A 26,345-nucleotide genomic window follows, 5' to 3' on the forward strand; every position below is an offset into this window, starting at 1 on the left:
CGCCTCGTGACGCGCCCGCCCGCCGACCCGTTCGGCCCCGGCCCGCATGCCGCCGCCGACGGCGCCGATGCCGCCGCCGACGCCGCGCCCCTCCGCATCGGCAACGCCTCCGGCTTCTACGGCGACCGCTTCGACGCGGTGCGCGAGATGCTCACCGGCGGCCCCCTGGACGTGCTGACCGGTGACTACCTCGCCGAACTGACCATGCTCATCCTGGGCCGGGACCGCGCCAAGGACCCGTCGCGCGGCTATGCCACCACCTTTCTGCGCCAGCTCGAGGACACCCTGGGGCTGGCCATGGAGCGCGGCGTACGGCTCGTCACCAACGCGGGCGGCCTCAACCCGGCCGGGCTGGCCGACGCGGTCCGTGACCTCGCCGGCCGGCTGGGTATCGGCTGCCGGGTCGCCCATGTCGAGGGCGACGACCTGCTCGGTGCCCGCGACTGGGGGCCGGGCGTGGTCACCGCCAACGCCTATCTCGGCGGGGGCGGGATCGCGGAGTGCCTGCGGGGCGGGGCCGATGTGGTGGTCACCGGGCGGGTGACGGACGCCGCGCTGGTGACGGGCCCGGCCGCCGCGTACTTCGGATGGTCCGCCGACGACTGGGACGCGCTCGCCGGAGCCGTGGTGGCCGGGCACATCCTGGAATGCGGCACCCAGGCGACCGGCGGCAACTACGCGTTCTTCACCGAGCACGACAGCCGCCGCCCCGGCTTCCCCCTCGCCGAGATCCGGCCCGACGGCTCCAGCGTGATCACCAAGCATCCGCACACGGGCGGCGCCGTCACGGTCGGGACCGTCACCGCCCAGCTCCTCTACGAGACGGCGGGGGCCCGCTACCCCGGTCCGGATGTCACCGCCCGGCTGGACTCGGTGCGGCTCACCCAGGACGGACCGGACCGGGTGCGCGTCCACGGGGTGCGGGGCGAGGCGCCGCCCCGCACCCTCAAGACCGGGCTGACCCGGCTCGGCGGCCACCGCAACGAGGTGACCTTCGTGCTCACCGGCCTCGATATCGAGGCCAAGGCGGCGCTGGTACGGGACCAGATGGAGGGGGCGATGAGCAAGCGCCGCCCCGCCGAGGTCCGCTGGACCCTGTCCCGTACCGACCACCCCGACGCGGCCGCGCAGGAGGAGGCGAGCGCGCTGCTGCGGCTGGTGGTCCGCGACCGGGACCAGGCGGCGGTGGGGCGGGTGATCAGCGGCGCGGCCGTCGAACTGGCCCTCGCCAGCTACCCCGGCTTCCATGTGACCGCCCCGCCCGGGAAGGGTTCCCCCTACGGCGTCTTCGAGGCCGTGTATCTGCCGGCCGACACCGTGCCGCACACCGCCGTGCTGCCGGACGGCTCCCGGCGGGCCATTCCTCCGGCGCCCGCCGCCGCCGTTCCCGAAGAACCGGTGGACGAGCTTCCGTTGCCAGAACCGGTGGACGAGCTTCCGTTGCCGCCGCCGCTGCCGCCGGGCCCGACCCGCCGTGCCCCGCTCGGCGCGGTCGCCGGGGCCCGCAGCGGCGACAAGGGCGGCAGCGCCAACATCGGCGTCTGGGCGCGCAGTGCGGACGCCTGGCGCTGGCTGGCCCACACCCTCACCGTCGACCGGCTGCGGGAGCTGCTCCCCGAGACGGCCCCGCTGACCGTGACCCGCCATCCGCTGCCCCGGCTGCGCGCCCTGAACTTCGTCGTGGAGGGGCTGCTGGGCGAGGGCGTCGCCGCGCAGGCCCGTTTCGACCCGCAGGCCAAGGCCGTCGGCGAATGGCTGCGTTCACGTCATCTGGACATACCGGAGGTACTGCTGTGACCGTGCTCGCGTCCGCGCTCGACCCCGCAGGCGCCGACTACACGGCCCATCGGGAGGCGATGCTCGGCAAGCTCGCCGAACTGGAGGGCGAGCACGCCAAGGCGCTCGCCGGGGGCGGTGAGAAGTACGTCCGGCGCCACCGCGAGCGCGGCAAGCTGCTCGTCCGCGAGCGGATCGAGCTGCTGCTGGACCCGGACACCCCGTTCCTGGAGCTGTCCCCGCTGGCCGGCTGGGGCAGCGACTATCCGGTCGGGGCCTCGATCGTCACCGGCATCGGGGTGATCTCCGGTGTGGAGTGCGTGATCAGCGCCAACGACCCGACCGTACGCGGCGGGGCCAGCAACCCCTGGACGCTCAGGAAGTCGCTGCGCGCCCATGAGATCGCCCGCGCCAACCGGCTCCCGGTCGTCAGTCTCGTCGAGTCCGGCGGCGCCGATCTCCCCTCCCAGAAGGAGATCTTCATTCCCGGTGGGGCGCTCTTCCGCGATCTGACCCGGCTGTCCGCCGCGGGCATTCCGACGATCGCCGTGGTCTTCGGCAACTCCACCGCCGGAGGCGCGTACATCCCCGGGATGTCCGACCACGTGATCATGGTCAAGGAGCGCTCCAAGGTCTTCCTGGGCGGTCCGCCGCTGGTGAAGATGGCCACCGGCGAGGAGAGCGACGACGAAGCGCTGGGCGGCGCCGAGATGCACGCCCGCATTTCGGGCCTCGCCGACTACTTCGCCACCGACGAACCCGACGCGCTGCGCCAGGCCCGCCGGGTCGTCGCCCGCCTCAACTGGCGCAAGGCCCACCCCGATCCCGGGCCCGCCGAACCGCCCAAGTACAGCGCCGAGGAGCTGCTCGGCATCGTCCCCGGCGATCTCAAGATCCCCTTCGACCCCCGCGAGGTGATCGCCCGGATCGTCGACGGCTCGGACTTCGACGAGTTCAAGCCGCTGTACGGGCGCAGCCTGGCCACCGGCTGGGCCGCGCTGCACGGCTATCCGGTCGGGATCCTGGCCAACGCCCAAGGGGTGCTGTTCAGCGAGGAGTCCCAGAAGGCCGCGCAGTTCATCCAGCTCGCCAACCAGCGCGACATCCCGCTGCTCTTCCTGCACAACACCACCGGCTACATGGTCGGCCGCGCCTACGAGCAGGGCGGGATCATCAAACACGGCGCCATGATGATCAACGCCGTCGCCAACTCCCGCGTCCCGCATCTGTCCGTGCTCATCGGCGCCTCGTACGGCGCCGGTCACTACGGGATGTGCGGCCGCGCGTACGACCCCCGCTTCCTCTTCGCCTGGCCCAGCGCCAAGTCCGCCGTGATGGGCCCGCAGCAGCTCGCCGGGGTGATGTCCATCGTCGCCCGGCAGTCCGCCGCCGCGAAGGGGCAGCCGTACGACGAGGAGGCCGACGCCGCGCTGCGCGCCATGGTGGAGCAGCAGATCGAGTCCGAGTCGCTGCCGCTCTTCCTCTCCGGGCGGCTGTACGACGACGGGGTCATCGACCCGCGCGACACCCGCACCGTGCTCGGCCTGTGTCTGTCCGCCCTGCACACCGCGCCGGTCGAGGGGGCGCGCGGTGGGTTCGGCGTCTTCCGGATGTGAGTGAGGAACCCGTGAGCCGTGTCCGTCCGTCCGCCTGTCTGTTCGTTGGCCTTGCCCGCTGTGCCCGGATGTGGGTGAGGAACCCGTGAGCCGTGCCTGTCCGTCCGCCTGTCTGTTCGTTGGCCTTGCCTGCTGTGCCCGGACGTGAGTGAGGAACCCGTGATCCGTTCCCTGCTGGTCGCCAACCGCGCCGAGATCGCCCGGCGTATCTTCCGCACCTGCCGTGACCTCGGCATCGCCACCGTCGCGGTGCACTCCGACGCGGACGCAGACGCGCCCCACGCGCGCGAGGCCGACGCCGCCGTGAGGCTGCCGGGCGACGCCCCGGCCGACACCTACCTGCGCGGCGATCTGCTGGTGAAGGCCGCCCTGGCCGCCGGGGCCGACGCCGTGCACCCCGGCTATGGCTTCCTCTCCGAGCACGCCGACTTCGCGCGTGCCGTAAGGGACGCGGGGCTGGTGTGGGTGGGGCCGCCGCCCGAGGCGATGGAGGCCATGGCCTCCAAGACCCGCGCCAAGGAGATCATGCGCAAGGCGGGCGTGCCGCTGCTCGATCCGCTCGACCCGGCCGGTGTCACCGCGGGTGATCTGCCCCTGCTGGTCAAGGCGGCGGCGGGCGGCGGCGGCCGTGGCATGCGGGTGGTCCGCGACCTGGCCGCGCTCCCCGCCGCACTGGACTCCGCCCGCGCCGAGGCGGTCTCCGCCTTCGGCGACGGTGAGATCTTCGTGGAGCCCTATATGGAGGGCGCCCGCCATGTCGAGGTCCAGGTGCTCGCCGACACCCACGGCACCGTCTGGACCCTCGGCACCCGCGACTGCTCCCTCCAGCGCCGCCACCAGAAGGTCGTCGAGGAGGCCCCGGCCCCCGGGCTGGACGAGGAACTGCGGCGCACCCTGGCCGAGTCGGCGGCCAACGCGGCGCGTGCCATCGGCTACGAGGGCGCGGGCACGGTGGAGTTCCTGGTCTCGGCGGCGGGGCGGGCGCACTTCCTGGAGATGAACACCCGTCTCCAGGTGGAGCATCCGGTCACCGAGGAGATCTACGGACTGGACCTGGTGGCGTTGCAGCTGCGGATCGCGGAGGGGGAGCCCCTCGACGCCGAGCCTCCGGCGCCACGGGGGCACGCGGTCGAGGCGCGGCTGTACGCCGAGGACCCGGCGCGCGACTGGCAGCCGCAGACGGGGATCATGCACCGGCTGGAGATCGCCGGGCTGCGGGTCGACTCGGGGCTGGCCGACGGGGACGCGATCGGCATCCACTACGACCCGATGCTGGCCAAGGTCATCGCCGTCGCCCCGACCCGCGCCGAGGCCGTACGGCGGCTGGCCCACGGGCTGGAGCGGGCCCGGATCCACGGCCCGGTGACCAACCGGGACCTGCTCGTACGGGCGCTGCGGCACCCGGAGTTCGCGGCGGCCCGTATGGACACCGGCTTCCTCGAACGCCATCTGGCCGAGCTGACCGCTGATACGGAGGCCGAGGCAGCCGCGGACGCGGACGCAGTCGCGGACGCCAACGCGGACGGCGAGGCGGAGGCCAACGCGGACGCTGCGGCGGATGTCGCAGCCGATGCGGATGCCGCGGCGGACGTCGCCGCCGTCGCTGAAGCCGTCGTCGACACCGCCGCCGCCGCCGTCGCCGACGCCGACGCTGTTCAGGCGGTCCCGCTGGCCGCCCTCGCCGCCGCCCTGGCGGACGCGGCACGGCGGCCCGCGACCGTCGCCGGGCGGCTGGGCGGCTGGCGCAACGTCCCCTCCCAGCCGCAGCTGAGGAGCTACCGCGCCGAACCGGGCGGCACCGAGTACGAGGTGCGCTACCGCCTCACCCGTGACGGGCTGCTCGCGGAGGGCTTCCCCGGCGTCCGGGTGCTGAGCGCCGACCCGGGGCGGGTCGCCCTCGAGGTGGCCGGTGTCCGGCGGACGTTCGAGGTGACGGCCTATGGGGACCGCCGCTACGTCGACACGCCCCGGGGCGGCCACGCGTTCACCGCGCTGCCCCGCTTCCCCGACCCCACCGACCGTACCGAACCGGGCTCGCTGCTGGCGCCCATGCCGGGCACGGTGGTCCGGGTCGCGGAGGTGGCGGTCGGGGACCGGGTGGAGGCCGGACAGTCCCTGCTGTGGCTGGAGGCCATGAAGATGGAGCACCGCGTCACCGCCCCCACCGCCGGGGTGCTCACCGCACTGCACGCCGCCGCCGGCCGCCAGGTCGAGGTCGGAGCGCTGCTCGCCGTCGTGGCGGCGGAGGAGTGAAACGCCCGACGAACCGCACTGTCTCCACGGCCCGCGCCCGGCGGCTGGGCCGCGCTCAACGGGTGGCCTGCGTCCAGCGGCTGGGCCGCGTCCGGCGGCTGGGCTGCGTACGGCAGGTGGGCTGCGTCCAGCAGGTGGGCCGCGCCCGGCGGCTGGGCCGCGCCCAGCAGATGGGCTGCGCTCAACGGGTGGGCCGCGTCCGCGTCCAGCAGGTGGGCCGCGTCCACCGCGTAACCCGCGCTCACCGCATGAGCCGCGCGGACTCCACGACCCGCGCGGACCCCACGACCCGCGCGGAACCCATGAGCCGCGTGGACCCTACGACCCGCACGTCCCGCACGATCCGCATGACCCGCACGGCCCGCACAACGCATCGCACAGTGGGAGGAGCCGTCCATGACCAGCACCCATACGCCCGTGGACACCCCGGAGCGCGTGGCGCTCCGCGCCGCGGTCTCGTCCTTCGCCAAGGGACACGCCCCGGGCGGCCCCCAGGAGGGCGACGGCGCCCTCGCACTCTGGGCCGAGGCCGGCAAGCTCGGCTATCTCGGCGTCAACCTGCCCGAGGAGTACGGCGGTGGCGGCGCCGGGATCACCGAACTGTCCATCGTCCTGGAGGAGCTGGGCGCCGGGGGCTGTCCGCTGCTCATGCTGATCGTCTCGCCCGCCATCTGCGGCACCGTCATCGCCCGGTTCGGCACCGCCGAGCAGAAGGAGCGCTGGCTGCCCGGTCTGGCCGACGGCAGCGTCACCATGGCGTTCGGCATCACCGAGCCCGACGCCGGATCCAACTCGCACCGCATCACCACCACCGCCCGCCGGACCGAGGGCGGCGGCTGGATTCTCAACGGCCGTAAGGTCTTCATCTCCGGTGTGGACATCGCCGACGCGACCCTGATCGTCGGCCGCACCGAGGACTACCGGACGGGCAAGCTCAAGCCCTGCCTGTTCATCGTCCCGCGCGGCGTGCTCGGCTTCTCCCACCGCCACATCCCCATGGAACTGTCCGCTTCGGAGAAGCAGTTCGAGGTGGTGCTGGACGATGTGCGGCTGCCCGCCGACGCGCTGGTCGGGGACGAGGACGCCGGGCTGTTGCAGCTGTTCGCGGGGCTCAACCCCGAGCGCATCATGACGGCGGCGTTCGCGCTGGGGATGGGCCGCTACGCGCTCGACAAGGCCGTCGACTACGCCCGGACCCGCCAGGTCTGGAAGGAGCCCATCGGCGCCCACCAGGCCATCGCCCACCCCCTCGCCCAGGCCCATATCGAGCTGGAACTGGCCCGGCTGATGATGGCGAAGGCGGCGTACCTCTACGACGCGGGCGATGACGCGGGCGCGGGCGAGGCCGCCAACATGGCCAAGTACGCGGCCGGGGAGGCCGCGGTGAAGGCGGTGGACCAGGCCGTGCACACCCTCGGCGGCAACGGACTGACCGCCGAATACGGCCTTGCCCGGCTGGTCACGGCCGCCCGGGTGGCCCGGATCGCCCCGGTGAGCCGGGAGATGATCCTCAACTTCGTCTCGCACCAGACCCTGGGCCTGCCGAAGTCGTATTGAGCCGTACGGCGCGGCGCGGGCTAGCGTGATGGGGCTGAGAGGGAGGGAGGGTTCCCTGTGGTGTCCATATGGTGCCCCGGCCCGGGGCCCGGGTCAGTGGAGGACGACCTGATCTCGTACGTTGCCGGGCAGGTGGCCCCGTACAAGAAGGTGCGCCGGGTGGAGTTCACGGACTTCGCGCCGCGCTCGGCCACCGGCAAGATCCTGAGGCGTGAACTGCGCGCCAGGGAAAGGAGTTCGACCGCCCCATGACCGACGGCTCCACGACCGACCGCCGCATGACCGACGGCTCCGCGACCGTTGGGTCGTCGGCTGGTGGTTCCACGACTGACGGCTCCGTCACCGACCGCTCCTCGGCCGACGCCGAGGGCGGCACCGACGCGCCGGTGCCGCCCGCGTCCGGCCCGCTGGTGCGGTCCGTCACCGAGCGCGGAATCACCACGCTCACCCTGGACTCGCCGCACAACCGCAACGCCCTCTCGACGCGCCTGGTCGGTGAGTTGCGCGAGGCGCTGGCGGCGGCCGGGCGGGACGACCGCGTCCGGGCGGTGCTGCTCACCCACACCGGCACCACCTTCTGCGCGGGCGCGGACCTGAGCGAACCGCCCTCGGCGTCCGGGGCGGCCGGACTGGTCGCACTGCTGCGGTCGATCGTGGAGCTGCCCAAACCGGTCGTCGCACGCGTCACCGGACATGTCCGGGCCGGTGGGCTCGGGCTGCTCGGGGCGTGCGACATAGCGGCGGCGGGGCGCGGGGCGACCTTCGCGTTCACCGAGGCGCGGCTCGGCCTCGCCCCGGCCGTCATCTCGATACCGCTGCTGCCCCGGTTGGACCGGAGCGCGGCGGTCCGCTACTACCTCACGGGTGAGCGGTTCGACGCCACGGAGGCGGCCCGGATCGGGCTGGTGACGATCGCGGACCCGGAGGGGGACGCGCAGAAGGCGCTGGCGCCCGTCCTTGAAGGGCTGCGGCGGGGCTCGCCGCAGGGCCTCGCCGAGTCCAAGCGGCTGGTGACCGCCGAGGTGCTGCGCGCCTTCGACCGGGATGGCGAACCGCTGGCCGCGCTGTCGGCCCGCCTCTTCGCCTCCGAGGAGGCGCGGGAGGGCATGACGGCGTTCCGCGAACGGCGCGCCCCGGCCTGGGCGCCCGACACGGCACCGGACCCGCGGGACACGAGGTCGGCACCGGGCGCGGGGACGGCGGAGCCGGGCACGGGGGCGAGGCCGGACGCGGAAACGGCGCGGGGCGCAGGCACAGGAGTGGCGCGGGACGCGGGGCCGAGGTCGGGCGCGGAGCCAGGCACCGGGGCGGAGCCAGGCACCGGGGCGGAGCCAGGCACCGGCGCTCCGGGGGCGTCCCGGTGACCCCCCGTACGCCCTTGCGCGACCCCAAGCAGGACCGCAGCCGCGCGACCCGCAGACGCCTGCTGGAGGCCGCCGTGGCCTGCCTTGCCGAGCACGGCTGGGCCGGTTCCACGGTCGCGGTGGTCGCCGAGCGGGCCGGGGTGTCGCGGGGCGCGGCCCAGCACCACTTCCCGACCCGGGAGGACCTCTTCACGGCCGCCGTCGAGCATGTCGCCGAGGAGCGCTCGGCGGAGCTGCGCGCGCTCCCCGCCCCGCGGGGGGAGGGCCGGGTCCGGGCGGTGGTCGAGGCGCTGGTCAGCCTCTACACCGGCCCGCTCTTCCGGGCCGCCCTCCAGCTGTGGGTGGCGGCCTCGTACGAGGACCAGCTGGGCGCCCGGGTGACCGCCCTGGAGGCGAAGATCGGCCGTGAGACGCACCGGATGGCGGTGGAGCTGCTGGGCGCCGACGAGTCGGTGCCGGGCGTCCGGGAGGCCGTCCAGGGCCTGCTGGACATGGGGCGCGGCCTCGGCCTGGCCAACCTCCTCACGGACGACGGCCACCGCCGGGAACGGGTGGTGGCCCAGTGGTCGCACATCCTGGAGGGGATCCTGACCACCGCCGCGCCAACGGCCCCCGACCCAACGGCCGTCACTCCAACGGCTGTCACTCGAACGGCCCCGGACCCAACCACCGCAACCACCGTCACGCCAACCACCGCCTCCCCAACCGCCCCGAACCCAACGGGCGCCCCACCAACCGTCCCGGCCCCCTCCACGGACGGCTCCTGAGTCAGCGCTGAGTCAACGCAAGCCAACCCAAATCAACCCAAGCCAGCGCAACTCAGCGCTTGGTGTCGTCGTAGCCCTCGATGTCGTGCGGACTGCGCGCCCCGGGGCCGACGTACCGGGCCGACGGCCGGACCAGGCGGCCGGTCCGCTTCTGCTCCAGGATGTGCGCGCTCCAGCCCGCGGTGCGGGCGCAGGTGAACATCGACGTGAACATGTGCGCCGGGACCTCGGCGAAGTCCAGCACGATGGCCGCCCAGAACTCCACGTTCGTGGCCAGCACCCGGTCCGGCCGACGGTTGTGCAGCTCGTCCAGGGCGGCCCGCTCCAGCGCCTCGGCGACCTCGAAGCGCGGTGCGCCCAGCTCCTTCGCGGTGCGCCGCAGCACCCGCGCCCGCGGGTCCTCGGCGCGGTAGACGCGGTGGCCGAAGCCCATCAGCCGCTCGCCCCGGTCGAGGGCCTGCTTGACGTATCCGGTGGCGTCCCCGGTGCGCTCGATCTCCTCGATCATGCCGAGCACCCGGGAGGGCGCACCGCCGTGCAGCGGCCCCGACATGGCGCCCACCGCGCCGGAGAGCGCGGCGGCGACATCCGCGCCGGTGGAGGCGATGACGCGGGCGGTGAAGGTGGAGGCGTTCATCCCGTGCTCGGCCGCCGAGGTCCAGTACGCGTCGACGGCGGCGACGTGCTTGGGGTCGGGCTCACCGCGCCAGCGGCGCATGAAGCGCTCGACGATGGTCCCGGCCTTGTCGATCTCCCGCTGCGGCACCATCGGCTTCCCCTGGCCGCGCGCCGACTGGGCGACGTACGACAGGGCCATCACGGCGGCCCGCGCGAGGTCCTCACGGGCCTGCACCTCATCGATGTCCAGCAGCGGTTTCAGGCCCCAGACGGGTGCGAGCATGGCCAGCGCGGACTGCACATCGACCCGGACGTCCCCGGAGTGGACGGGGATGGGGAACGGCTCGGCGGCCGGCAGCCCCGGGTTGAAGGCGCCGTCGACCAGCAGGCCCCAGACGTTCCCGAAGGAGACGTGGCCGACGAGGTCCTCGATGTCCACGCCTCGGTAGCGGAGCGCGCCGCCCTCCTTGTCGGGTTCGGCGATCTCCGTCTCGAACGCGACGACTCCTTCGAGTCCGGGTACGAAGTCGGACATCAGGCGGCTCCTCATGATGCTGACGACGGCGGCGGTGGAGATGGTGCCGGAACGGTTACGCGGCCGCCTGACGCGGCTCGCGGTCGGTACCGGTCACTCCGTGATGTGCCCCGTGCGGGTGGTGGTCACCCAACCGCGGCGGGGAGTGACCTCCGGGACACGGCGGGTGGGGCCTGCCCGGGTGCCGGCAGGCGCATGGTCGGCCTCAGTCTGGTGGGTGCGCTCCCCACGGGGAAGCGTGAGAAGCGGCACATCGTGTCCGCCGCACGCGAGGGTTACGGGGCGCGGGGGCGGGGGAGGAGGATCGCTCTTTCGGGGCAGCCCGTGCGACGGACCGATGATGTTGCAAGATATGCCCGTGCCTCACGTTGACTCGGAGCCCTCGGCTTCCTCCGCGCGTACGTACGACCCGGCCGCCATGCGCGAGCACTACCGCGCGGCGGGTTTCGACGAGGCCGACCTCGCGGGCGACCCGTTCCGGCAGTTCACCCGGTGGTTCGAGGACGCGGTCGGCAGCGGGCTCTTCGAACCGAACGCCATGGTCGTCTCGACGGCCGACGCGGCGGGCCGCCCCAGCTCCCGCACGGTCCTGATGAAGAGCTTCGACGAGCGCGGCTTCGTCTTCTACACCAACTACGGCTCCCGCAAGGGCCGTGAACTGGGCGAGAACCCGCATGTCGCACTGCTCTTCCCCTGGCACCCCATCGCCCGGCAGGTGATCGTGACCGGCACCGCGCAGCGGACCGGGCGGGACGAGACGGCGGCGTACTTCCGCACCCGGCCGCACGGGTCGCAGCTGGGGGCGTGGGCGAGCACGCAGTCCTCGGTGGTGGGATCGCGGGCGGAGCTGGACCGCTCGTACGAGGAACTGGCGGACCGCTATCCGCCGGGTGAGCAGGTGCCGGTGCCGCCGGAGTGGGGCGGGTTCCGGGTGGTCCCGGAGGCCGTGGAGTTCTGGCAGGGCCGCGAGAACCGGCTGCACGACCGGTTGCGGTACGTCCGGCTGCCCGGTGCGGAGGGCTGGCGGGTGGAGCGCCTGTACCCGTAAGTACCCGCGAGCGCGGCCGACGGCTGGAGCGCCTGCGCCCGTGGGCGCGGCCGGGGCGGGTCGAGCGCCTGCGCCGGAATCCGTGCGTACCCGGGAGGGCAGCCGGAGGCTGGAGCGCCTGTACCCGTGGGCGTGGGCGCGGCCGGGCAGGTCGAGCGCCTGCGCCGGTATCCGTGCGTACCCGTGAGCGTGGCCGACGGCTGGAGCGCTTTCCGGCGGCTGGAGCGGCTGAGCGCGGCGCGCTCGTAGCGGCCGGTGCGGAAGGGGCGACGGACGACGGAAGGCGACGGAAGGGGCGACGCGAGACGACGGAACCACTGGCCCGTAGGGCCGGACCAAAGGCCCCGATACGCGGACAACCCGCGGGTCTGTCCCCTGACGCCCCGATGAGGCGGAAGGGGGCCGGTCGGACGTACCGGCGACCCGCGGGTCGGGTGACTGCGTGGGATTGGCCGGCCGCACACCTGTCGGTGTGCCAGTCCGGCGAATGCGCTGAGCGCGACGACGGACTGCTAGCCCGCAGTCACCTCACGCGTCCGGATTTCATACATCTGCCGAACCACCTCCCTTCTCGTGTACCGCACAGCCTAAGAACCCCCTCGTGCCACACACAAGCGAATTTCCGGGAGGCATCGATTTCCCCGAATGCGGTGTGGCGCGAGTCACGTTCGAGTTCAATGTCCGACGTGCCCCACCACAGACAGCCACGTCCAGCAGGGGGTGTCCGGTGAGCGCTTCCCAACGTTCCGAACCCGCACGTCCAGCGCGTTCCGCACGGTCCTCACGGGGCGTCCCGGGGCAGGCGGGGGCGGCGTCCGCGCCGGGGTCCGGCCGGTCCGACCGCCCGGACGGGCCCGAGCGGCCCGACGCCGAGCTCCTCGCCGCGCTGCTCGACGGGATGGACGCCGCCCTGTGCGCGTTCGACGCCGACGGCACGGTGACCCACTGGAACCGCGAGGCCGAGCGCATCCTCGGCTGGACGGCCGCGGAGGCCGTCGGCCGCAAGGGGCTGGGCGGCTGGGCGGCCCGCCCGGGGGACGCCCGGGAGGTCGAGGAACGCCTTACGGAGGCCATGGGCGCCCCAGGGCGCCGGGTCCACGAGTTCGCGCTGCTGACCAAGGACGGCGGCCGGGTCCTGGTGCGCGCACAGTCCTCGGGGGTGCCGGGCGCGGACGGCCGCCCGGCCGGGGTGTACTGCGCCTTCAGCGAGGTGCACGCGCAGATCGACCTGGAACGGTCGATCGCGCTGAGCGAGGCGCTCCTGGAGGACGCGTCGTGGAAGGTGGTCCTGGTCGACGCGGACCTGCGGGTGGCCGTCGTCAACGCCAGCGCGGCGGGCGCGCTGCGCACGTCCCGTAAGGCCGCTCCCGGCCGGCCGCTGGGCGACTTCCTGGATCAGGGCGTCGAGGAGGTGGAGGCCGCGCTGCAGCACGTGCTGGCGGAAGGCGCGCCCCCGGCGCCGACCGAGCTGTGGGTGACCCTGCGGGACGCCGGCCGAGCGGACGGCGTGGCGGGCCCGGACGGGGTGCGTTACGAACTGCTCGACGACGACGAGGCGGTGTGCGGCGAGGACCTCGACCAGGGGGGCCAGGGGCTCCACCGGGGCCAGGGCCTGGACCGCGGTGAAGGCCGGGAGCGCGGCGCGGGCCGGGAGCCCGGCACGGTGGCGCTGCGCCGTTGCTGGCGCAGCGGCTTCCTCCGGCTGGCCTCACCGCTCACCGAGGAGCCGACACCGCTCGGTGTGGCCTGGATCTTCCAGGACGTGACGGAGGTGAAGGGCCAGGAGCAGGAGAGCGCCCGGCTGCGCTTCCGGGGTAACCAGCTGCACCGGGCGACCCGGGCGGCGGCCGAATGCGAGGACCCGATGGAGGCGGCCTCGGTCCACCTGGACTTCGCGCTGGCGGGCTTCGCCGACCACGCCCTGATCGACCTGGTCCTGGACCCGCCGCCGGGCGCCCCGGCGGACCGGATCCGGCTGGTCCGGGCGGCGGCCACCCCCACCGGCACCCCGGGCCCCTGCCCGCCCGTCGTCCCGGGCGGCATCCCGCTGGGCTACCCGGAGGACCATCCGGCGCTCCAGGCGGCCGAGCGCTGCGGTTCGGTACGGGCGAGCGCGAGACGCTCGGACGAGCCGACGGCGGCCCAGTGGGCGGCGGCCCGCAAATGGCCGGAGGGCGCGGTGCACGGCCTGTGCGCGGTGCTGCGCAGCCGTGGCCGCACCCTGGGCGTGGTCACCTTCCTGCGCACCTCGAGCCGTCGGCCCTTCGACCGGACGGACGCGGCGTACGCGGAGGACGTCGCGGCACGGGTCGCGGCCTCGGTGGACCTGGCCGTACGCCGCCGCTGAGGCGAGCGCCCTCCGCCAAGGGATCACCGCTGGTAGCAGATCCGGTCCCGGGCGCTCGGCCTTCACCGCTGGTAGAAGATCCGGTCCCGGTACTCGGCCATCACCTTGCGGTTCCACTCGTGGCCGCCGTCCACGTTCCCCGACCTCAGCATGGGCGGCTCGATCCCCCGCCCGGCCAGCTCCCCGACCGCGGACGCCACCACGGACTGCATGATGGCGCTGGTGACGACCGTGGACGCGGGCGCGAAGGGCGCGCCGACGCCGTCCGCCGTGAGCTCCGCGTCCCCGACCGGGATCTTGTTGTCGATGACCAGATCGCAGTGGTCCTTCAGGAAGCCACCGGTGGCGTTGCGCGAGGTCGTGCCGGTCGCGTAGCCGACCGACGTCACGCCGACCACCGTGGCACCGCGGTCCCGCGCGCTCATCGCCATCTCCACGGGCAGGACGTTCCGCCCGGACAGCGAGATCACGAACAGCAGGTCCCCGGCCCGGAGCGGGCTGCTGTCGAGGACGGTCGTGGCCAGTCCGTCGACGCGCTCGAGCGCGCTGCCGAGCGTGGCGGGAACGACGTCCACGCCCACCATCCCCGGCACCGGCAGCAGGTTCATCAGCGCGAGACCGCCCGCGCGGTAGACGACGTCCTGCGCGGGCAGGGAGGAGTGGCCGGCGCCGAACGCGAAGAGGCGGCCGCCCGCGACGACGGTATCGGCGATCAGGGTGCCCGCCGCGGCGATATGCTCGCCTTCTTCGTCCCGCACCTGCCGCAGCAGGCCGATGGCCGCGTCGAAGAATTGCCCGGCCTGCTTGGACTCGCTCATCAACGCGTGGCCTTCCTCGTAGGTGTTCCGATCATGACGCTGTCAATAGCAGTCCGGCCGCTTCCGGCGGAAGGGGCCGACTCGGCCCCGTTGTCGGTGGGATGCGTCAGAATTGGTTCAGGGCCACCGCACGACACATCGAGGGGCACGCATGTCCGGACTGATCGACACCACGGAGATGTATCTCCGCACCATCCTCGAGCTCGAGGAGGAGGGCGTGGTCCCCATGCGCGCCCGGATCGCCGAGCGGCTTGAACAGAGCGGTCCGACGGTCAGCCAGACGGTGGCGCGAATGGAGCGTGACGGTCTCGTCACGGTCGCGGGCGACCGTCATCTGGAGCTGACCGAAGAGGGCCGTCGGCTGGCCACGCGGGTGATGCGCAAGCACCGGCTCGCGGAGTGCCTGCTCGTCGATGTGATTGGGCTGGAGTGGGAGCAGGTCCACGCCGAGGCGTGCCGTTGGGAGCATGTGATGAGCGAGGCGGTGGAGCGGCGCGTTCTGGAGCTGCTCCGCCACCCGACCGAGTCGCCTTACGGAAACCCGATTCCGGGTCTGGAGGAGCTGGGCGAGAAGGCCGAGGTCGATCCGTTCCTGGACGAGTCCATGGTGAGCCTGCGGGAATTGGAGCCCGGCTCCGAGGGCAAGACGGTGGTGGTGCGCCGCATCGGCGAGCCCATCCAGGCCGACGCCCAGGTGATGTACACGCTGCGGCGGGCCGGGGTCCAGCCGGGCTCCGTGGTGAGCGTCACCGAGTCGCCGGGCGGAGTGCTGGTCGGCAGCAGTGGTGAGGCGGCGGAGCTGGAGGCGGAGATCGCCTCGCACGTCTTCGTGGCCAAGCGCTGACCGACCGCTGTCTGCGCCGACCGAGCGCTGGTGAGGTGGTGTCCGAGCGTCGGCCGAGCGCTGGTGGGGCGTTGTTCGAGGGGGACCGGCCGAGCGCCGGTCGCGCGTTGTCCGAGGGGCGGTCGAGCGCTGGTGGGGCGTTGTCCGAGGGCCAGCCGAGCGCCGGGAGGCGTTGTTCGAGGGCGACCGGCTGAGTGCCGGTCGCGCCTTGTCCGAGAGCTGGCCGAGCGCCGATCGCGCGTTGCCCGAAGGTCGGCTGAGCCGCCCTGACCCAGCAGCTCCCGCCCCTTCCGAACACCTCCCGCACGCCCCGCACCACCCCGCGTGCCTCGACACGCTGACCGATACACCCCGTTCAGTCGATTCGGCCGTCACGACCTGCGACGACGGATTTTCCCGAAACCGGAGTCGAGAGAAACCGAGCGGGCGGGGCCGACGCGTGCGACCCTGTCGCTGACGCTCAGGCCGTCAGGGGAGGGGGCTGCGGTGGGCCCGAAGGGCTGTGCCGCCGAGGGGGTGTGCTTCAGCGAGGGCCCCGGTGCCGTCAGGTGCCGGGGCCCCGCTTCCCCATGTCCCCCCGCCGGGCCCCGGGCCGCACGGTCCGCGCGAACGCGGCCGGTGCGACCCGGGGCCCTGGTGACCCGGAGCCCCGAGCTCTCAGGGTCGTCCCCCGCGGACTTCCTTCCCCGAGCAGTCCGCCTCCCGCTAGCTGTCTCCCCACGGCGCAGACGATCAATCCCTGGGCGCGGTCACTCGAATGAGGGGTGTTGGGCCGCAACAGCGGCGTGTTCGAATACGAGTTCGATACTGTGAGGGCGTTCGAGAGAGGGTTGGAGGTGCCAGACCACGTGGTGCGACGCATCGATGTGAGCGGGGCCGACGGCGTGCGGCTCGCCGCCTGGGAGTTCACCGATCCGCCCAAGGCAGACGGTGGCCGCGAGGAAGCGCGGGGCCCCGGAGTGCTGTTGCTGCATGGGCTGCTGGGCCGCGCCGCCCACTGGGCGGAGACGGCTCGCTGGCTCTCCACCCGCCATCGGGCGGTCGCCCTCGACCAGCGAGGCCATGGCCGCAGCGAGAAACCGGCCGAGGGGCCGTTCGACCGCTCCACCTATGTGGACGACGCCGAGGCGGCCGTAGAGCAGCTCGGTCTCGCCCCCGTGACCCTGATCGGCCATGCCATGGGCGCCCTCACCGCCTGGCAGCTCGCCGCCCGTCGGCCCGATCTGGTCCGGGCGCTGGTCATCTGCGATATGCGGGCCTCGGCCCTCGGTGCCGCCTCGCAGCGCGAGTGGGCCGATTGGTTCCGCTCCTGGCCGGTGCCGTTCGCGACCCTCGCGGATGTGCGCAAGTGGTTCGGTGAGGACGATCCGACCCTGGAGCGGCCGAATCCGCCGCGGGGCGACTTCTTCGCCGAGGTCATGGCCGAGCGCTCGGACGGCTGGCGCCCGGTCTTCTCCTGCCGTCAGATGCTGAAGGTCCGTGAGTCCTGGGCCCATGACGCCCATTGGGAGGAGCTGGCGCAGGTCCAGTGTCCCACCCTGGTCGTGCGCGGGCTGGACGGTGATCTGGGCCGGGCGGAGGCGCAGGAGATGGTCCGGGTGCTGCCCCGCGGGCAGTATGCGGAGGTGGTGGATGCCGGTCATCTTGTGCACTACGACCAGCCGGACGGCTGGCGCCGCGCCGTGGAGCCCTTCCTGGCCTCCGTCCTGCCTGTCTAGCGGGTGGATATGCCGTTCAGTGGATTGCCTTTTGGCGGGCTGCCGTCCAGTGGGCTGCCGTCCAACCGGTGGCCGTTCAACCGGTTGCCGTCCGATGGGTTGCCCTCCAGCCTCTCCAGCAAAGGGAATTCGACCAGCAATCGCCAGGTGAGGGGAAGTACATGATCGGTGGCGACATCACGGAGCCGGAACCCGGTAGGGACTGGGCGGCCTTTCAGTACGAGATCTATTTGAACGGAATGACCGGCGCCGTTCCCCGGCTGCCCGCCGATCTGACCCGGCTCGAGGAGTTGGCCGAGGCGCGGCTGGGGCCCGGCCCGGTGGGCTATGTCGCGGGCAGCGCGGGCAACGGCAGTACCGAGCGGGCCAACCGGGCGGCGCTGGACCGGTATCGGATCGTGCCACGCATGCTCCGTGACGTACGGCGGCGGGACCTGTCGGTCGAGCTGTTCGGCGCCCGGCTGCCCGCGCCGCTCGCGCTCGCGCCGATCGGCGTGCTGTCGATCATGCACCCGGACGCCGAGTGCGCGGCGGCCCGGGCCGCGGCGGCGCAGGGCGTGCCGTTCATCCTGTCCTCGGCGTCCAGCACGCCGATGGAGCGGGTCGCGGAGGCGATGGGGGACGGCGAGCGGTGGTTCCAGTTGTACTGGGGCAAGGACCGCGAGGTCACCAGGAGCTTTCTGGACCGGGCGCGGACGTGTGGTTTCACGGCCCTCGTGGTGACCCTCGACACCCCGCTGCTGGCCTGGCGGCCGCGCGATCTCGACCAGGCGTACCTGCCGTTCCTGCGTGGTGTGGGCACCGCCAACTACTTCACCGATCCGGCGTTCCAGGCCGGGCTCGCCAAGCCGGTCCACGAGGACCGGGACGCCGCGGTGCTGCACTTCGTGCGGATGTTCGGCGACCCCGGGAAGACGTGGCAGGACCTGGCGTTCCTGCGCGAGCACTGGGAAGGCCCCATCGTGCTGAAGGGGGTGCTGCACCCCGATGACGCCCGTCGCGCGGCGGCGGCGGGGATGGACGGTGTCGTCGTCTCCAACCACGGTGGCCGCCAGGTGGGCGGTTCGATCGGGGCGGCCGACGCGCTGCCGGCGGTGGTGGAGGCGGTCGGCGACCGGCTGGCCGTGCTCTTCGACAGTGGCGTGCGCACCGGTGACGATGTGTTCAAGGCGCTCGCCCTCGGCGCCCGCGCGGTGCTGCTGGGCCGGCCGTACGCCTATGGGCTCGGCCTGGACGGGCAGCCGGGGGTGGAGCATGTGATCCGCGCCCTGCTGGCCGAGTTCGAGTTGACCCTGGCGCTGTCGGGCCATACGGATGCCGCGGGGCTCACCCCGGAGGCACTCGGCTGAGCATTACGTCCTCTCCCAAGGGGCCGGATTGACGGGTGCTACGCTCTTCGGCGCACAGCGAATTAATCGATAGCGGGGGGTGATTTCGTGGAGATCAAACGTAAAGCCTCGATGGTGGTGCTCGTTGCGGCGCTGACGCTGGGTGGTTCCGTGGCCCTGGCGCCAACGGCGTCGGCCGTGGGGTCATCGGCGTGTCAGTTCAATTCCCCGGACGTCAATTTCAAGGTTTCCACCAGCGGAGCGCAATTCCGTACCGGGCCGGGGAAGCGGTACCGCGCCATAGGGACGCTTTACCGGGGTGATTCCTTCCGGTACTTCTGCCGCACCCGGGGATTCAAGAACAGCTGGTCCTACGGAAAGATCCTCAAGCGGACCACCTCCGGAATCCGGCCCGGTACCAGAGGCTGGGTCTACAGCCAGTACCTCGACTAGGAGGAACGTTACGGCAGTTGGGCGCGCACCGCCTGCTGCGGTCGGTACGGCGCGGTCGGTTCGGCCCGCGCTGTGTGGCGCGGTTCGGTTCGGTGCGGCTGGGTCGGTACGCGCTGTGCGGCGCGGTTCGGTTTGGCGCGGCTGGGTCGGTACGCGCTGTGCGGCGCGGTTCGGTTTGGCGCGGCTGGTTCGGTGCGCGCTGTTCGGCCCGGTCGGTTCGGTGCGGCTGGTTCGGTGCGCGCTGTTCGGCCCGGTCGGTTCGGTGCAGTCGCTTCGGTGCGTCGCTTCGGTGCGTCGCTTCGGTCCGGTCGCTTTGATGCGGTTGCTTCGGTGCGACGCCAGCACCCCGGCCCATAGCCGGGCCGAGGTCTCACCACTCCGCGGCGGGCCCGGGGCCGTGATCAGGCCCCGGGCCCGCCGTGATCAGCCTCCGGGCCGGGGCCTCGCAGCCCCGGCCCGCCGCCTGGTTCCGCGGTTCATCCCTTGCTGACCGCCGCCAGGATCTCCGGCAGCCGTGCCGCGACCCGCGGCGCCGCCATCCGCAGCCCGGTCTCCGCGATCACCGCGCCGTACACCGCGCCCAGCGGCAGCACCACCCACAGCCAGCCGTGCGCCCCGGACAGGTGCAGCCAGACCGTCAGGCCCAGCACCGGTGCGCACAGCACGGCGCCCGCGGCCATTCCGCCGAAGATGCTGATCCAGGCGATGCCCGCCTGTGCCGGGACGACGTTCTTGTAACCGCTTTCCTGCGGAATGGAGTACGGGGCCAGCGCGGAGGTCATGGCGCCGGTCGCCAGCATCGAGCCGAGCAGCGCCAGCGCGAGTCCGAGCGCCTCGGGAACGGCCGGCCAGTTCTTCAGGAAGTAGCCGGAGCCGAGCACCGCCAGGGTCACGTACGGCACCGCGACCAGGAGGAGGGCCAGCGCACGGCCCCGCAGTTCCAGATAGGCGTCACGAGGAGAGGAGATCGTCTGCGCGACCATCCAGAAGGCGGAGGTGTCCTGCCCGAACTGGTTGTACATCTGCGTGCCGAACAGCCCCGATGCCCAGCACGCCGTATAGACCGAGCCATTGCCCTGCACCGCGGTGATGACGGGCAGCAGCAGGCCGATGCCCACCGAGGTGACCCACGCCGACTTGGTCTTCGGGTCTCGCACGGCGTAGCGCAGCGTCCGCAGCAGCACCGTCCCGGTGCGGCCGGCGGGCAGCAGCCGGGCGAACGGACCCGAGGCGTCCGGGGTGTCGGCCGCCCCGGAGCCCCGCCGCTCGCGCGGGGCCGCCGCCTGGAGCGTGGAGGCGTCCGGGGTGGTCATCAGGTGGGTGAGGCTCCCCGTCCACCACCACAGCAGCAGCGCCAACGCCCCCGCCGTCAGCGCGAACTGGGCGGCGGCGACCCCGTAGGCGCCGTCGCTCACCCCCTGGACGGCGTCGACCGCCGCCGCGGGCGGCACCCAGCGCAGGACCTTCGCGGCGGGCTCCAGTACGGCCAGGCCGTCCCCGCCGCCGAGCTTCTGCGCGCCGAGGTTGAGGAACTGCGCGCCGATCGCCACGAACAGCCCGCTGAGCAGCGCCAGATCGCGCCCCTTGCGGCTGGTGAGCAGGCGGCTGTTGGCGGTCGCGACGGCGCGTGCCAGCGCCACGCACACCAGCACGGTCAGCACCACGGCCGCGGCCCCCGCGACCGCGGCCGCCGCCCCGTGCGCGACGGCGATGGCCGAACCGCTCACCAGGGTCAGGGTGAACAGCGGGCCGATGCCGATCAGCGAGGACACCAGCAGCGCGGTGATCAGCGAGCGCGGCCGCAGCGGCAGCATCACCAGCCGGGTCGGGTCGAGGGTCTCGTCGCCGCCGGGGAAGAACAGCGGCATCACCGCCCAGCCGAGGGCGAGTACCGCCGTCAGCAGGGTGACCAGCGCGTCGGCGTGGTCGGTGCCGCGCAGCAGCACCAGACCGAGCAGCTGCAACGCGGCGATCAGCAGGGTGACCACGATCGAGGCGACGTACGCGGCCCGCCGGCCGGCCGACTGGCGCAGCCCGTTGCGCAGCAGCGCCAGCTTCAGCGCGATGAAGACCGGCGTGGGGGAGCCGGTGGGGGCGGCGGGCGGTGCGGGCGCCGTGGCGCCGAGCGGATCCTGGGCGCCGAGCGGACCGTGGGCGTCGAGCGGGTCGGTGAGCGTCATCGGGCGCCGCCGCCCAGCCAGTCGAGGTTCTGGCCCTGGCCCGCCAGGCGCCGGCCCGCGCCGACCAGTTCCAGGAAGGCGTTCTGGAGGGAGGGCGCGTCGCCCCGTACCTCGGCCAGCGGACCGTGGGCCCGGATCCGTCCTTTCGCGATCACCGCGACCCAGTCGCACAGCGACTCCACCAGTTCCATGACGTGGCTGGAGAAGACGACGGTCGCGCCCGAGCGGGTGTAGCGCTCCAGGACGCCGCGGATCGTCTGGGCGGAGATCGGGTCCACGCCCTCGAAGGGCTCGTCGAGGAAGAGCACTTCCGGGTTGTGGAGCAGCGCCGCGGCCAGTCCGATCTTCTTGCGCATCCCGGTGGAGTAGTCGATGACCAGCTTGTTCTGGGAGCCCGCGAGATCCAGGACGTCCAGCAGCTGGGTGGCGCGCTTGTCGACCTCCTCGCCGGGCAGCCCGCGCAGCCGCCCGGTGTAGGTGAGCAACTCCCGGCCGGAGAGCCGCTCGAACATCCGCAGCCCCTCGGGCAGCACCCCGATCCGCGCCTTGACCTCGACCGGGTCGCGCCAGACGTCGTGACCGCCGATCTCCACCGTCCCCGCGTCGGGGCGCAGCAGGCCGGTGATCATCGAGAGGGTGGTGGTCTTACCGGCGCCGTTGGGCCCGACGAGTCCGATGAACTGACCGGCGGGCAGCTCCAGATCGATCCCCGCGACCGCGATCTGTTCCCCGTAGCGCTTCGTCAGGCCGCGCACCCGCACGGCGGCGGTCCTGGACGGTTGCGTGCTGTCTGCTGGCTGCTCCTGCGGCACCGGCTTACCCCGATTTCGTCGCGACGTTCCCACGGGGGCCGGTCGTGGCGCCCCCGGTCGTCGCTCCACCATAGGTGCCGGGCCGGGGAGGGGGCCGGGGGTCAGCGGCGCTCGCGGCCGCAGGCGTAGGCGAGGGCGCTCACCAGTTCCTGGGCGTCGGGGAGCCAGCGGTTGGCGGCGGTGGGCCGCCGGGCCCACTGGATGGGGCCGCGGTGGCCCACCCGACTCGGCGGCGCGACCACGTAGTCGCCCTCGCCGCGGGCGGTCAGGTCGATCGCGTTCGGCGGCCAGCCCAGATTCCGCACCAGGTCGGGGACTTTGGCGGCGGCGCCCGGGAGGACGAAGAAGAGCATCCTGCGGCCGGGGGTGCAGGTGACCGGGCCCAGTTCGACCCGGCGGCGCTCCATCCGGGCGAGCGCCAGACAGCCCGCCGACTCCGGTACGTCGAGCGCGTCGAAGGTGCGGCCGGTGGGCAGCAGGACGGAGGCGCGCGGCGTCCTGGCCCACATGCGGCGGATCACGACCGCGCTGCCCGTGGCCTGGTTCACCCAGTCCCGGCCGGTCGGATGGGCGCCGGGGGCCGGGCAGTCGGCGGCCCGGCAGGAACAGCGCTCCACTCCGTCCACGGCCTCCAGCCAGGCGCCGGAGAGCACGTCCCAATGCCGTTCCTCGGCATAGCGCACCGCGGCGTCGCGCAGCCGCTCCCCGCGCTGTTGAGGGATCTGTGGTGTTCCTGTCACGTCCATGGTCTCTTCCACGCACAGGACAACTTCCGCCGTCAACAAGGGTTACGGCCCGGCCCCCGCACGGGCGGGGCGGCCGGGGGCCGGGGTGCGCGGTGACGTCATGGCGGGGCGCATGGGTGCACGGGCGGGGGCGCGTACGGGGGCGCTGCTGCGTGAGCGGGTAGCCACCATGCGTGACGGGCGTGCGAGTGTCCGGCGGCCATGCCGCGACGCCAGGGGGAGGGCGGTCCCGGACTCGGAGCGGCTCCGTACGGGAACGGTGCGGTCGATGCGGTCAATACGGGCAAGTTCCGCATTCGCCGTATACCTGCGATATCCGCGGGGCATCACTCAGCAGCAGGGACGGATACGCCGAGAACGCAAGCAGTCACAGGGGGTGACGCCATGGCCGCGAGGCCGCTTGTGGCGCGGCAGCCGAACGAACGGCTGCAAGCGCTCATCCAGGAAGCCGGCTGCTCCAACGCCGGGTTGGCGCGCAGGGTCAACATGTGCGGCGCCGAGCACGGTCTCGATCTGCGCTACGACAAGACGTCGGTGGCCCGTTGGCTGCGCGGCCAGCAGCCCCGGGGGCGGGCGCCGGGCATCATCGCCGAGGCGCTCGGCCGCAAGCTGGGTCGTACGGTCACGATTGACGAGATCGGCATGGCCAACGGCAAGAACCTCGCCTCCGGGGTCGGTCTGCAGTTCTCGCCCACCGTTCTCGGCGCGATAGAGCAGGTCTGCGAGCTGTGGCGGAGCGATGTCGGGCGCCGTGACTTCCTGAGCGGTTCGACGGTCGCCGCCTCCGCGCTGGTCGAGCCCAGCCGGGACTGGCTGATCACCGGTGCCGACACACAGGTCGCGCGCACCGCGGGCGCCCGGGTGGGGCGGGCCGACGTCGCGGCGGTGCGGGCCACCACGGACGCGCTGGTCGACCTCGACCACCGCTACGGCAGCGGCCATGTGCGCCCCGTCGTCGTCCACTATCTGAACAGTGTGGTCTCCGGTCTGCTGGCCGGTTCGTACACCGATGCGGTGGGGCGCGAACTCTTCGCCGCCGTCGCGCGGTTGACGGAGCTGGCCGGCTATATGGCGGTCGACACCGGTCAGTCGGGGCTCGCCCAGCGCTACTACATCCAGGCGCTGCGGCTCGCCCAGGCCGCCGGGGACCGGGGCTACGGCGGCTATGTGCTCGCCGCCGGCATGAGCCATCTCGCCGCCCAGCTGGGCAATCCACGGGAGATCGCCCAGTTGGCGAAGGCCGCCCAGGAGGGGGCGCGCGGCCAGGTGCCGCCGCGCGCCGAATCGATGTTCCTGGCGGCCGAGGCGCGCGGCCACGCCCTGATGGGCGACGCGCGGGCCTGCCAGTCCGCGGCCGGGCGCGCGCTGGACGCGATGGAGCGGGCGGTGGGGAGCGGTTCGGGGCCCGTCACGGGCGACGACCCCGTCTGGATCCGCCACTTCGACCACGCCTATCTGGCGGACGAGCTGGCCCACTGCCACCGCGACCTCGGTCAGGCCGAACAGGCCCGGCGGCGTGCCGAGGAGGCCCTGGAGGGGCATCCGGAGGGGCGCGTCCGGCGGCGGGCGATCGGGCTGCTGCTGCTGGCCACGGCGCATGTGCAGCAGCGCGAGGTGGAGCAGGCGTGCCATGTCGGCGGCCAGGCGGTGGACCTGCTGGGCACGCTGCGGACCAACCGGGGCACGGAGTATCTGGACGACTTCCAGCAGCGGCTGGAGCCGTACCGGGACGAGCCGGTGGTGCGGGAGTTCGGGACCCGGTTGCAGGTGGTCGCCTGAGATTCCCGCCGGGTGTGGGGGCGCTGTCACGACCCGAGAGGTCCTGGCCGGGAGGTTTCCGCTGGCGTGGGGGCGGTGTGGGGGGCGTTGCCGCCGCCCCGGGTGGACGCCCTGCCCGTGGCGGTTTGCCCCGGCGCGCGGTGACCAGTGTCTCCCTTGCCGGGCGGGCTCTCCGGCACCGTGCCGTCCGGGGAACCGGTAGCGTGAGCCGACGATTCCGTAGTTCCGTATAACCAAGGAGTCCCGGTGACGCAGAGCGGTCAGGGGAACGAGCCGCGGCTTCCCGCGGTCCCGCCCGCGCAGCCCGTGCGTGAGGGGGTCGTGCTGCCCGCCCAGGGGGACTACAGGCCCTCGGACGGCCATCAGGCGGCCCCGGCCGGGGGACAGGCATGGGGGCAGCCGTGGGGGCCGCAGGGTGCTCCGGAACTACCGCCGCATGGTGAGTTCGGCGCGCCGCTGCCGCCGGAACAGCCGGGCTGGTCGGCACCGCAGCCGCTCCCCGAGCAGCAGGGCTGGTCGGCACCGCAGCCGCTCCCCGAGCAGCAGGGCTGGTCCGCACCGCAGCCGTCGCCGGAGCAGCAGGGCTGGTCGCCACCGCCCCTCCCGCCGGAGAGACCGGCCCAGCCGCCGTACGCCACCGCCGCCGAGGAGACCCAGGTGCTGCCGCCGCAGCCCGCCGGGGACGCCGAGGCGACCCAGGTCATGCCGCCGGTCCCGGGGGAGGCCCCGCCGCCCCTGGACACCCCCACCACGACGCTCGCCCCGGTCAAGAGCGTGCCGCTGCCGCCCGAGAACCGGCCCGAGTCGCCCGCCGAGTCCACCACCCAGCTGCGCACCGTCCGCCCTGGCCGCCGGGGGGCCCACCGTCAGCAGTCGGCCGCCGAGGAGACCGCGGTGCTCCCGCCCACGGTCGCGCCGCCGAACGCTCCGAACGTGCCGAACGCCCCGGAGCGGCCCGGCAGCGCCCCGTACGCGATCCGGCCCGGCCGTCCCGGGGACCGGCCGCCGCCCTCGGAGTTCGACGGTCTGTTCCGTGACGACGGCGGTGGCGGTGCGGACGAGACGCAGCAGCTTCCGCAGTTCGGCCAGGACGTGCCGCCGCCGCCCGGTGGAGGGGGCGGCGGGGGTGGGCGCCGCCGGATGTCGCGGGGCATGCTCATCGGCGTCGTGGTGGCGGGCTGCGGTATCGCCGGGCTCGCCGCCGGAGCCGCGCTCAGCACGGGCGGCGACGACGACAAGAAGGACAACACGACGCTGAGCAGCCCCTCGGCGAGCGCCGAGGAGCCGACCAAGGCGGCGGACCCGGCCGAGCCGCAGGCGAAGGCGCTGGACGCGCTGTTGGCCGACAGCAACAACAGCCGGGCGTCGGTGATCAAGGCCGTGGACAACATCAAGTCCTGCAAGGACCTGTCCACGGCGGCATCGGATCTGCGGACGGCCGCGGGCCAGCGCAACGACCTGGTGACCCGGCTGGGCGAGCTGTCGGTGGACAAGCTGCCCGACCACGCCCAGCTGACCGCCGCCCTGACCAAGGCGTGGAAGTCCTCGGCCAGGGCCGACAACGAGTACGCGGCCTGGGCCGATCAGGTCGGCGGGAAGCGGGGCTGCCACAAGGGCAAGGCCCGCCGTACGCCCCGGGTCGGGGCGGCCGAGCGGGCGAGCGGCGAGGCGACCGAGGCCAAGAAGACGGCCTCGGGGCTGTGGAACCCGATCGCCTCCCGGTACGGCCTCACCGAGCACCAGGCCACCGAGCTGTGACCGGGCGGCCGGGGGCGGTGGCGGTGGC

General features: G+C 73.3%; 17 protein-coding genes and 3 pseudogenes. 15 read left to right on the top strand and 5 right to left on the bottom strand.

Annotation, left to right across the window (positions count from 1 at the left end; genetic code table 11):
* Window positions 1-147: 147 nt before the first annotated feature.
* The 7 genes and pseudogenes from AXW62_RS18120 to AXW62_RS18145 form a co-directional block, all read left to right on the top strand.
* A complete protein-coding gene (locus AXW62_RS18120; protein ID WP_252368646.1) occupies window positions 148-1,797 on the top strand; it encodes an acyclic terpene utilization AtuA family protein in 1,650 nt (549 codons plus the stop codon).
* Entirely contained in the window at window positions 1,794-3,392 is a 1,599-nt protein-coding gene (locus tag AXW62_RS18125) for an acyl-CoA carboxylase subunit beta (RefSeq protein ID WP_060945447.1), read from the top strand. Before AXW62_RS18120 ends, AXW62_RS18125 begins: the two co-directional genes overlap by 4 nt.
* Before the next feature lie 159 nt (window positions 3,393-3,551).
* A complete protein-coding gene (locus AXW62_RS18130) occupies window positions 3,552-5,645 on the top strand; it encodes an acetyl/propionyl/methylcrotonyl-CoA carboxylase subunit alpha (RefSeq protein WP_060945448.1) in 2,094 nt (697 codons plus the stop codon).
* 396 nt (window positions 5,646-6,041) lie between these two features.
* Window positions 6,042-7,202, top strand: coding sequence for an acyl-CoA dehydrogenase family protein (locus tag AXW62_RS18135; protein WP_060945449.1), 1,161 nt, complete (start codon window positions 6,042-6,044; stop codon window positions 7,200-7,202).
* A 99-nt stretch (window positions 7,203-7,301) separates the two neighbouring features.
* A pseudogene (locus tag AXW62_RS43995) lies at window positions 7,302-7,454 on the top strand (hypothetical protein); the annotation flags it as partial.
* Window positions 7,455-7,588: 134 nt separating this feature from the next.
* Window positions 7,589-8,347: pseudogene (locus AXW62_RS18140) on the top strand (enoyl-CoA hydratase family protein); the annotation flags it as partial.
* Window positions 8,348-8,562: 215 nt separating this feature from the next.
* Window positions 8,563-9,156, top strand: a pseudogene (locus tag AXW62_RS18145) (TetR/AcrR family transcriptional regulator); the annotation flags it as partial.
* 229 nt (window positions 9,157-9,385) lie between these two features.
* Here AXW62_RS18145 and AXW62_RS18150 read toward each other — a convergent pair.
* A complete protein-coding gene (locus AXW62_RS18150) occupies window positions 9,386-10,486 on the bottom strand; it encodes a citrate synthase 2 (RefSeq protein WP_030828456.1) in 1,101 nt (366 codons plus the stop codon).
* Between the two features lie 352 nt (window positions 10,487-10,838).
* Here AXW62_RS18150 and pdxH point away from each other — a divergent pair, with 352 nt between their 5' ends.
* Both pdxH and AXW62_RS18160 read left to right on the top strand, forming a co-directional pair.
* The gene (gene pdxH / locus AXW62_RS18155) at window positions 10,839-11,534 is read left to right on the top strand and encodes a pyridoxamine 5'-phosphate oxidase (protein WP_244503047.1); all 696 of its coding nucleotides are present in this window, start codon (window positions 10,839-10,841) and stop codon (window positions 11,532-11,534) included.
* A 727-nt stretch (window positions 11,535-12,261) separates the two neighbouring features.
* Window positions 12,262-13,881, top strand: a complete 1,620-nt coding sequence (locus AXW62_RS18160) for a PAS domain-containing protein (RefSeq protein WP_060945450.1) — start codon at window positions 12,262-12,264, stop codon at window positions 13,879-13,881.
* 62 nt (window positions 13,882-13,943) lie between these two features.
* On the opposite strand, the gene AXW62_RS18165 is transcribed toward AXW62_RS18160, so the two are convergent.
* Entirely contained in the window at window positions 13,944-14,699 is a 756-nt protein-coding gene (locus AXW62_RS18165) for an SIS domain-containing protein (protein ID WP_060945451.1), read from the bottom strand.
* A gap of 151 nt (window positions 14,700-14,850) precedes the next feature.
* Between AXW62_RS18165 and AXW62_RS18170 the strand changes: the two genes are divergently transcribed.
* The 4 genes from AXW62_RS18170 to AXW62_RS41100 all read left to right on the top strand — a co-directional run bounded on the left by AXW62_RS18170 (window position 14,851) and on the right by AXW62_RS41100 (window position 19,042).
* Window positions 14,851-15,543, top strand: coding sequence for an iron-dependent transcriptional repressor DtxR (locus AXW62_RS18170; protein WP_030828468.1), 693 nt, complete (start codon window positions 14,851-14,853; stop codon window positions 15,541-15,543).
* Between the two features lie 848 nt (window positions 15,544-16,391).
* Window positions 16,392-17,261: an alpha/beta fold hydrolase gene (locus AXW62_RS18175; RefSeq protein ID WP_030828471.1), complete on the top strand. Its 870-nt coding sequence runs from the start codon at window positions 16,392-16,394 to the stop codon at window positions 17,259-17,261.
* Window positions 17,262-17,422: 161 nt separating this feature from the next.
* Complete coding sequence (locus AXW62_RS18180; RefSeq protein WP_060945452.1) at window positions 17,423-18,610, top strand: lactate 2-monooxygenase; 1,188 nt, start codon at window positions 17,423-17,425, stop codon at window positions 18,608-18,610.
* An 87-nt stretch (window positions 18,611-18,697) separates the two neighbouring features.
* Window positions 18,698-19,042 carry an SH3 domain-containing protein gene (locus AXW62_RS41100; RefSeq protein WP_079115673.1) on the top strand — a complete coding sequence of 115 codons (345 nt, stop codon included), beginning with the start codon at window positions 18,698-18,700 and terminating at the stop codon, window positions 19,040-19,042.
* Window positions 19,043-19,518: 476 nt separating this feature from the next.
* Here AXW62_RS41100 and AXW62_RS18185 read toward each other — a convergent pair whose 3' ends face one another.
* The 3 genes from AXW62_RS18185 to AXW62_RS18195 all read right to left on the bottom strand — a co-directional run bounded on the left by AXW62_RS18185 (window position 19,519) and on the right by AXW62_RS18195 (window position 22,780).
* On the bottom strand, window positions 19,519-21,222 hold the full coding sequence (locus AXW62_RS18185; protein WP_060945453.1) for a hypothetical protein: 1,704 nt from the start codon (window positions 21,220-21,222) through the stop codon (window positions 19,519-19,521).
* The gene (locus tag AXW62_RS18190) at window positions 21,219-21,983 is read right to left on the bottom strand and encodes an ABC transporter ATP-binding protein (protein WP_030828483.1); all 765 of its coding nucleotides are present in this window, start codon (window positions 21,981-21,983) and stop codon (window positions 21,219-21,221) included. Before AXW62_RS18190 ends, AXW62_RS18185 begins: the two co-directional genes overlap by 4 nt.
* Before the next feature lie 152 nt (window positions 21,984-22,135).
* Window positions 22,136-22,780, bottom strand: coding sequence for a bifunctional DNA primase/polymerase (locus tag AXW62_RS18195; protein WP_060945455.1), 645 nt, complete (start codon window positions 22,778-22,780; stop codon window positions 22,136-22,138).
* A gap of 384 nt (window positions 22,781-23,164) precedes the next feature.
* On the opposite strand from AXW62_RS18195, the gene AXW62_RS18200 reads away from it, so the two are divergent.
* Together AXW62_RS18200 and AXW62_RS18205 are read left to right on the top strand one after the other, a co-directional pair.
* On the top strand, window positions 23,165-24,559 hold the full coding sequence (locus tag AXW62_RS18200; protein ID WP_060945456.1) for an NsdA family TPR-like regulatory protein: 1,395 nt from the start codon (window positions 23,165-23,167) through the stop codon (window positions 24,557-24,559).
* Window positions 24,560-24,805: 246 nt separating this feature from the next.
* Window positions 24,806-26,317 carry a hypothetical protein gene (locus AXW62_RS18205; RefSeq protein ID WP_060945457.1) on the top strand — a complete coding sequence of 504 codons (1,512 nt, stop codon included), beginning with the start codon at window positions 24,806-24,808 and terminating at the stop codon, window positions 26,315-26,317.
* The last annotated feature ends 28 nt before the right edge of the window (window positions 26,318-26,345 follow it).

This window comes from Streptomyces hygroscopicus subsp. hygroscopicus (genome assembly GCF_001553455.1).
Lineage (GTDB): Bacteria > Actinomycetota > Actinomycetes > Streptomycetales > Streptomycetaceae > Streptomyces > Streptomyces hygroscopicus.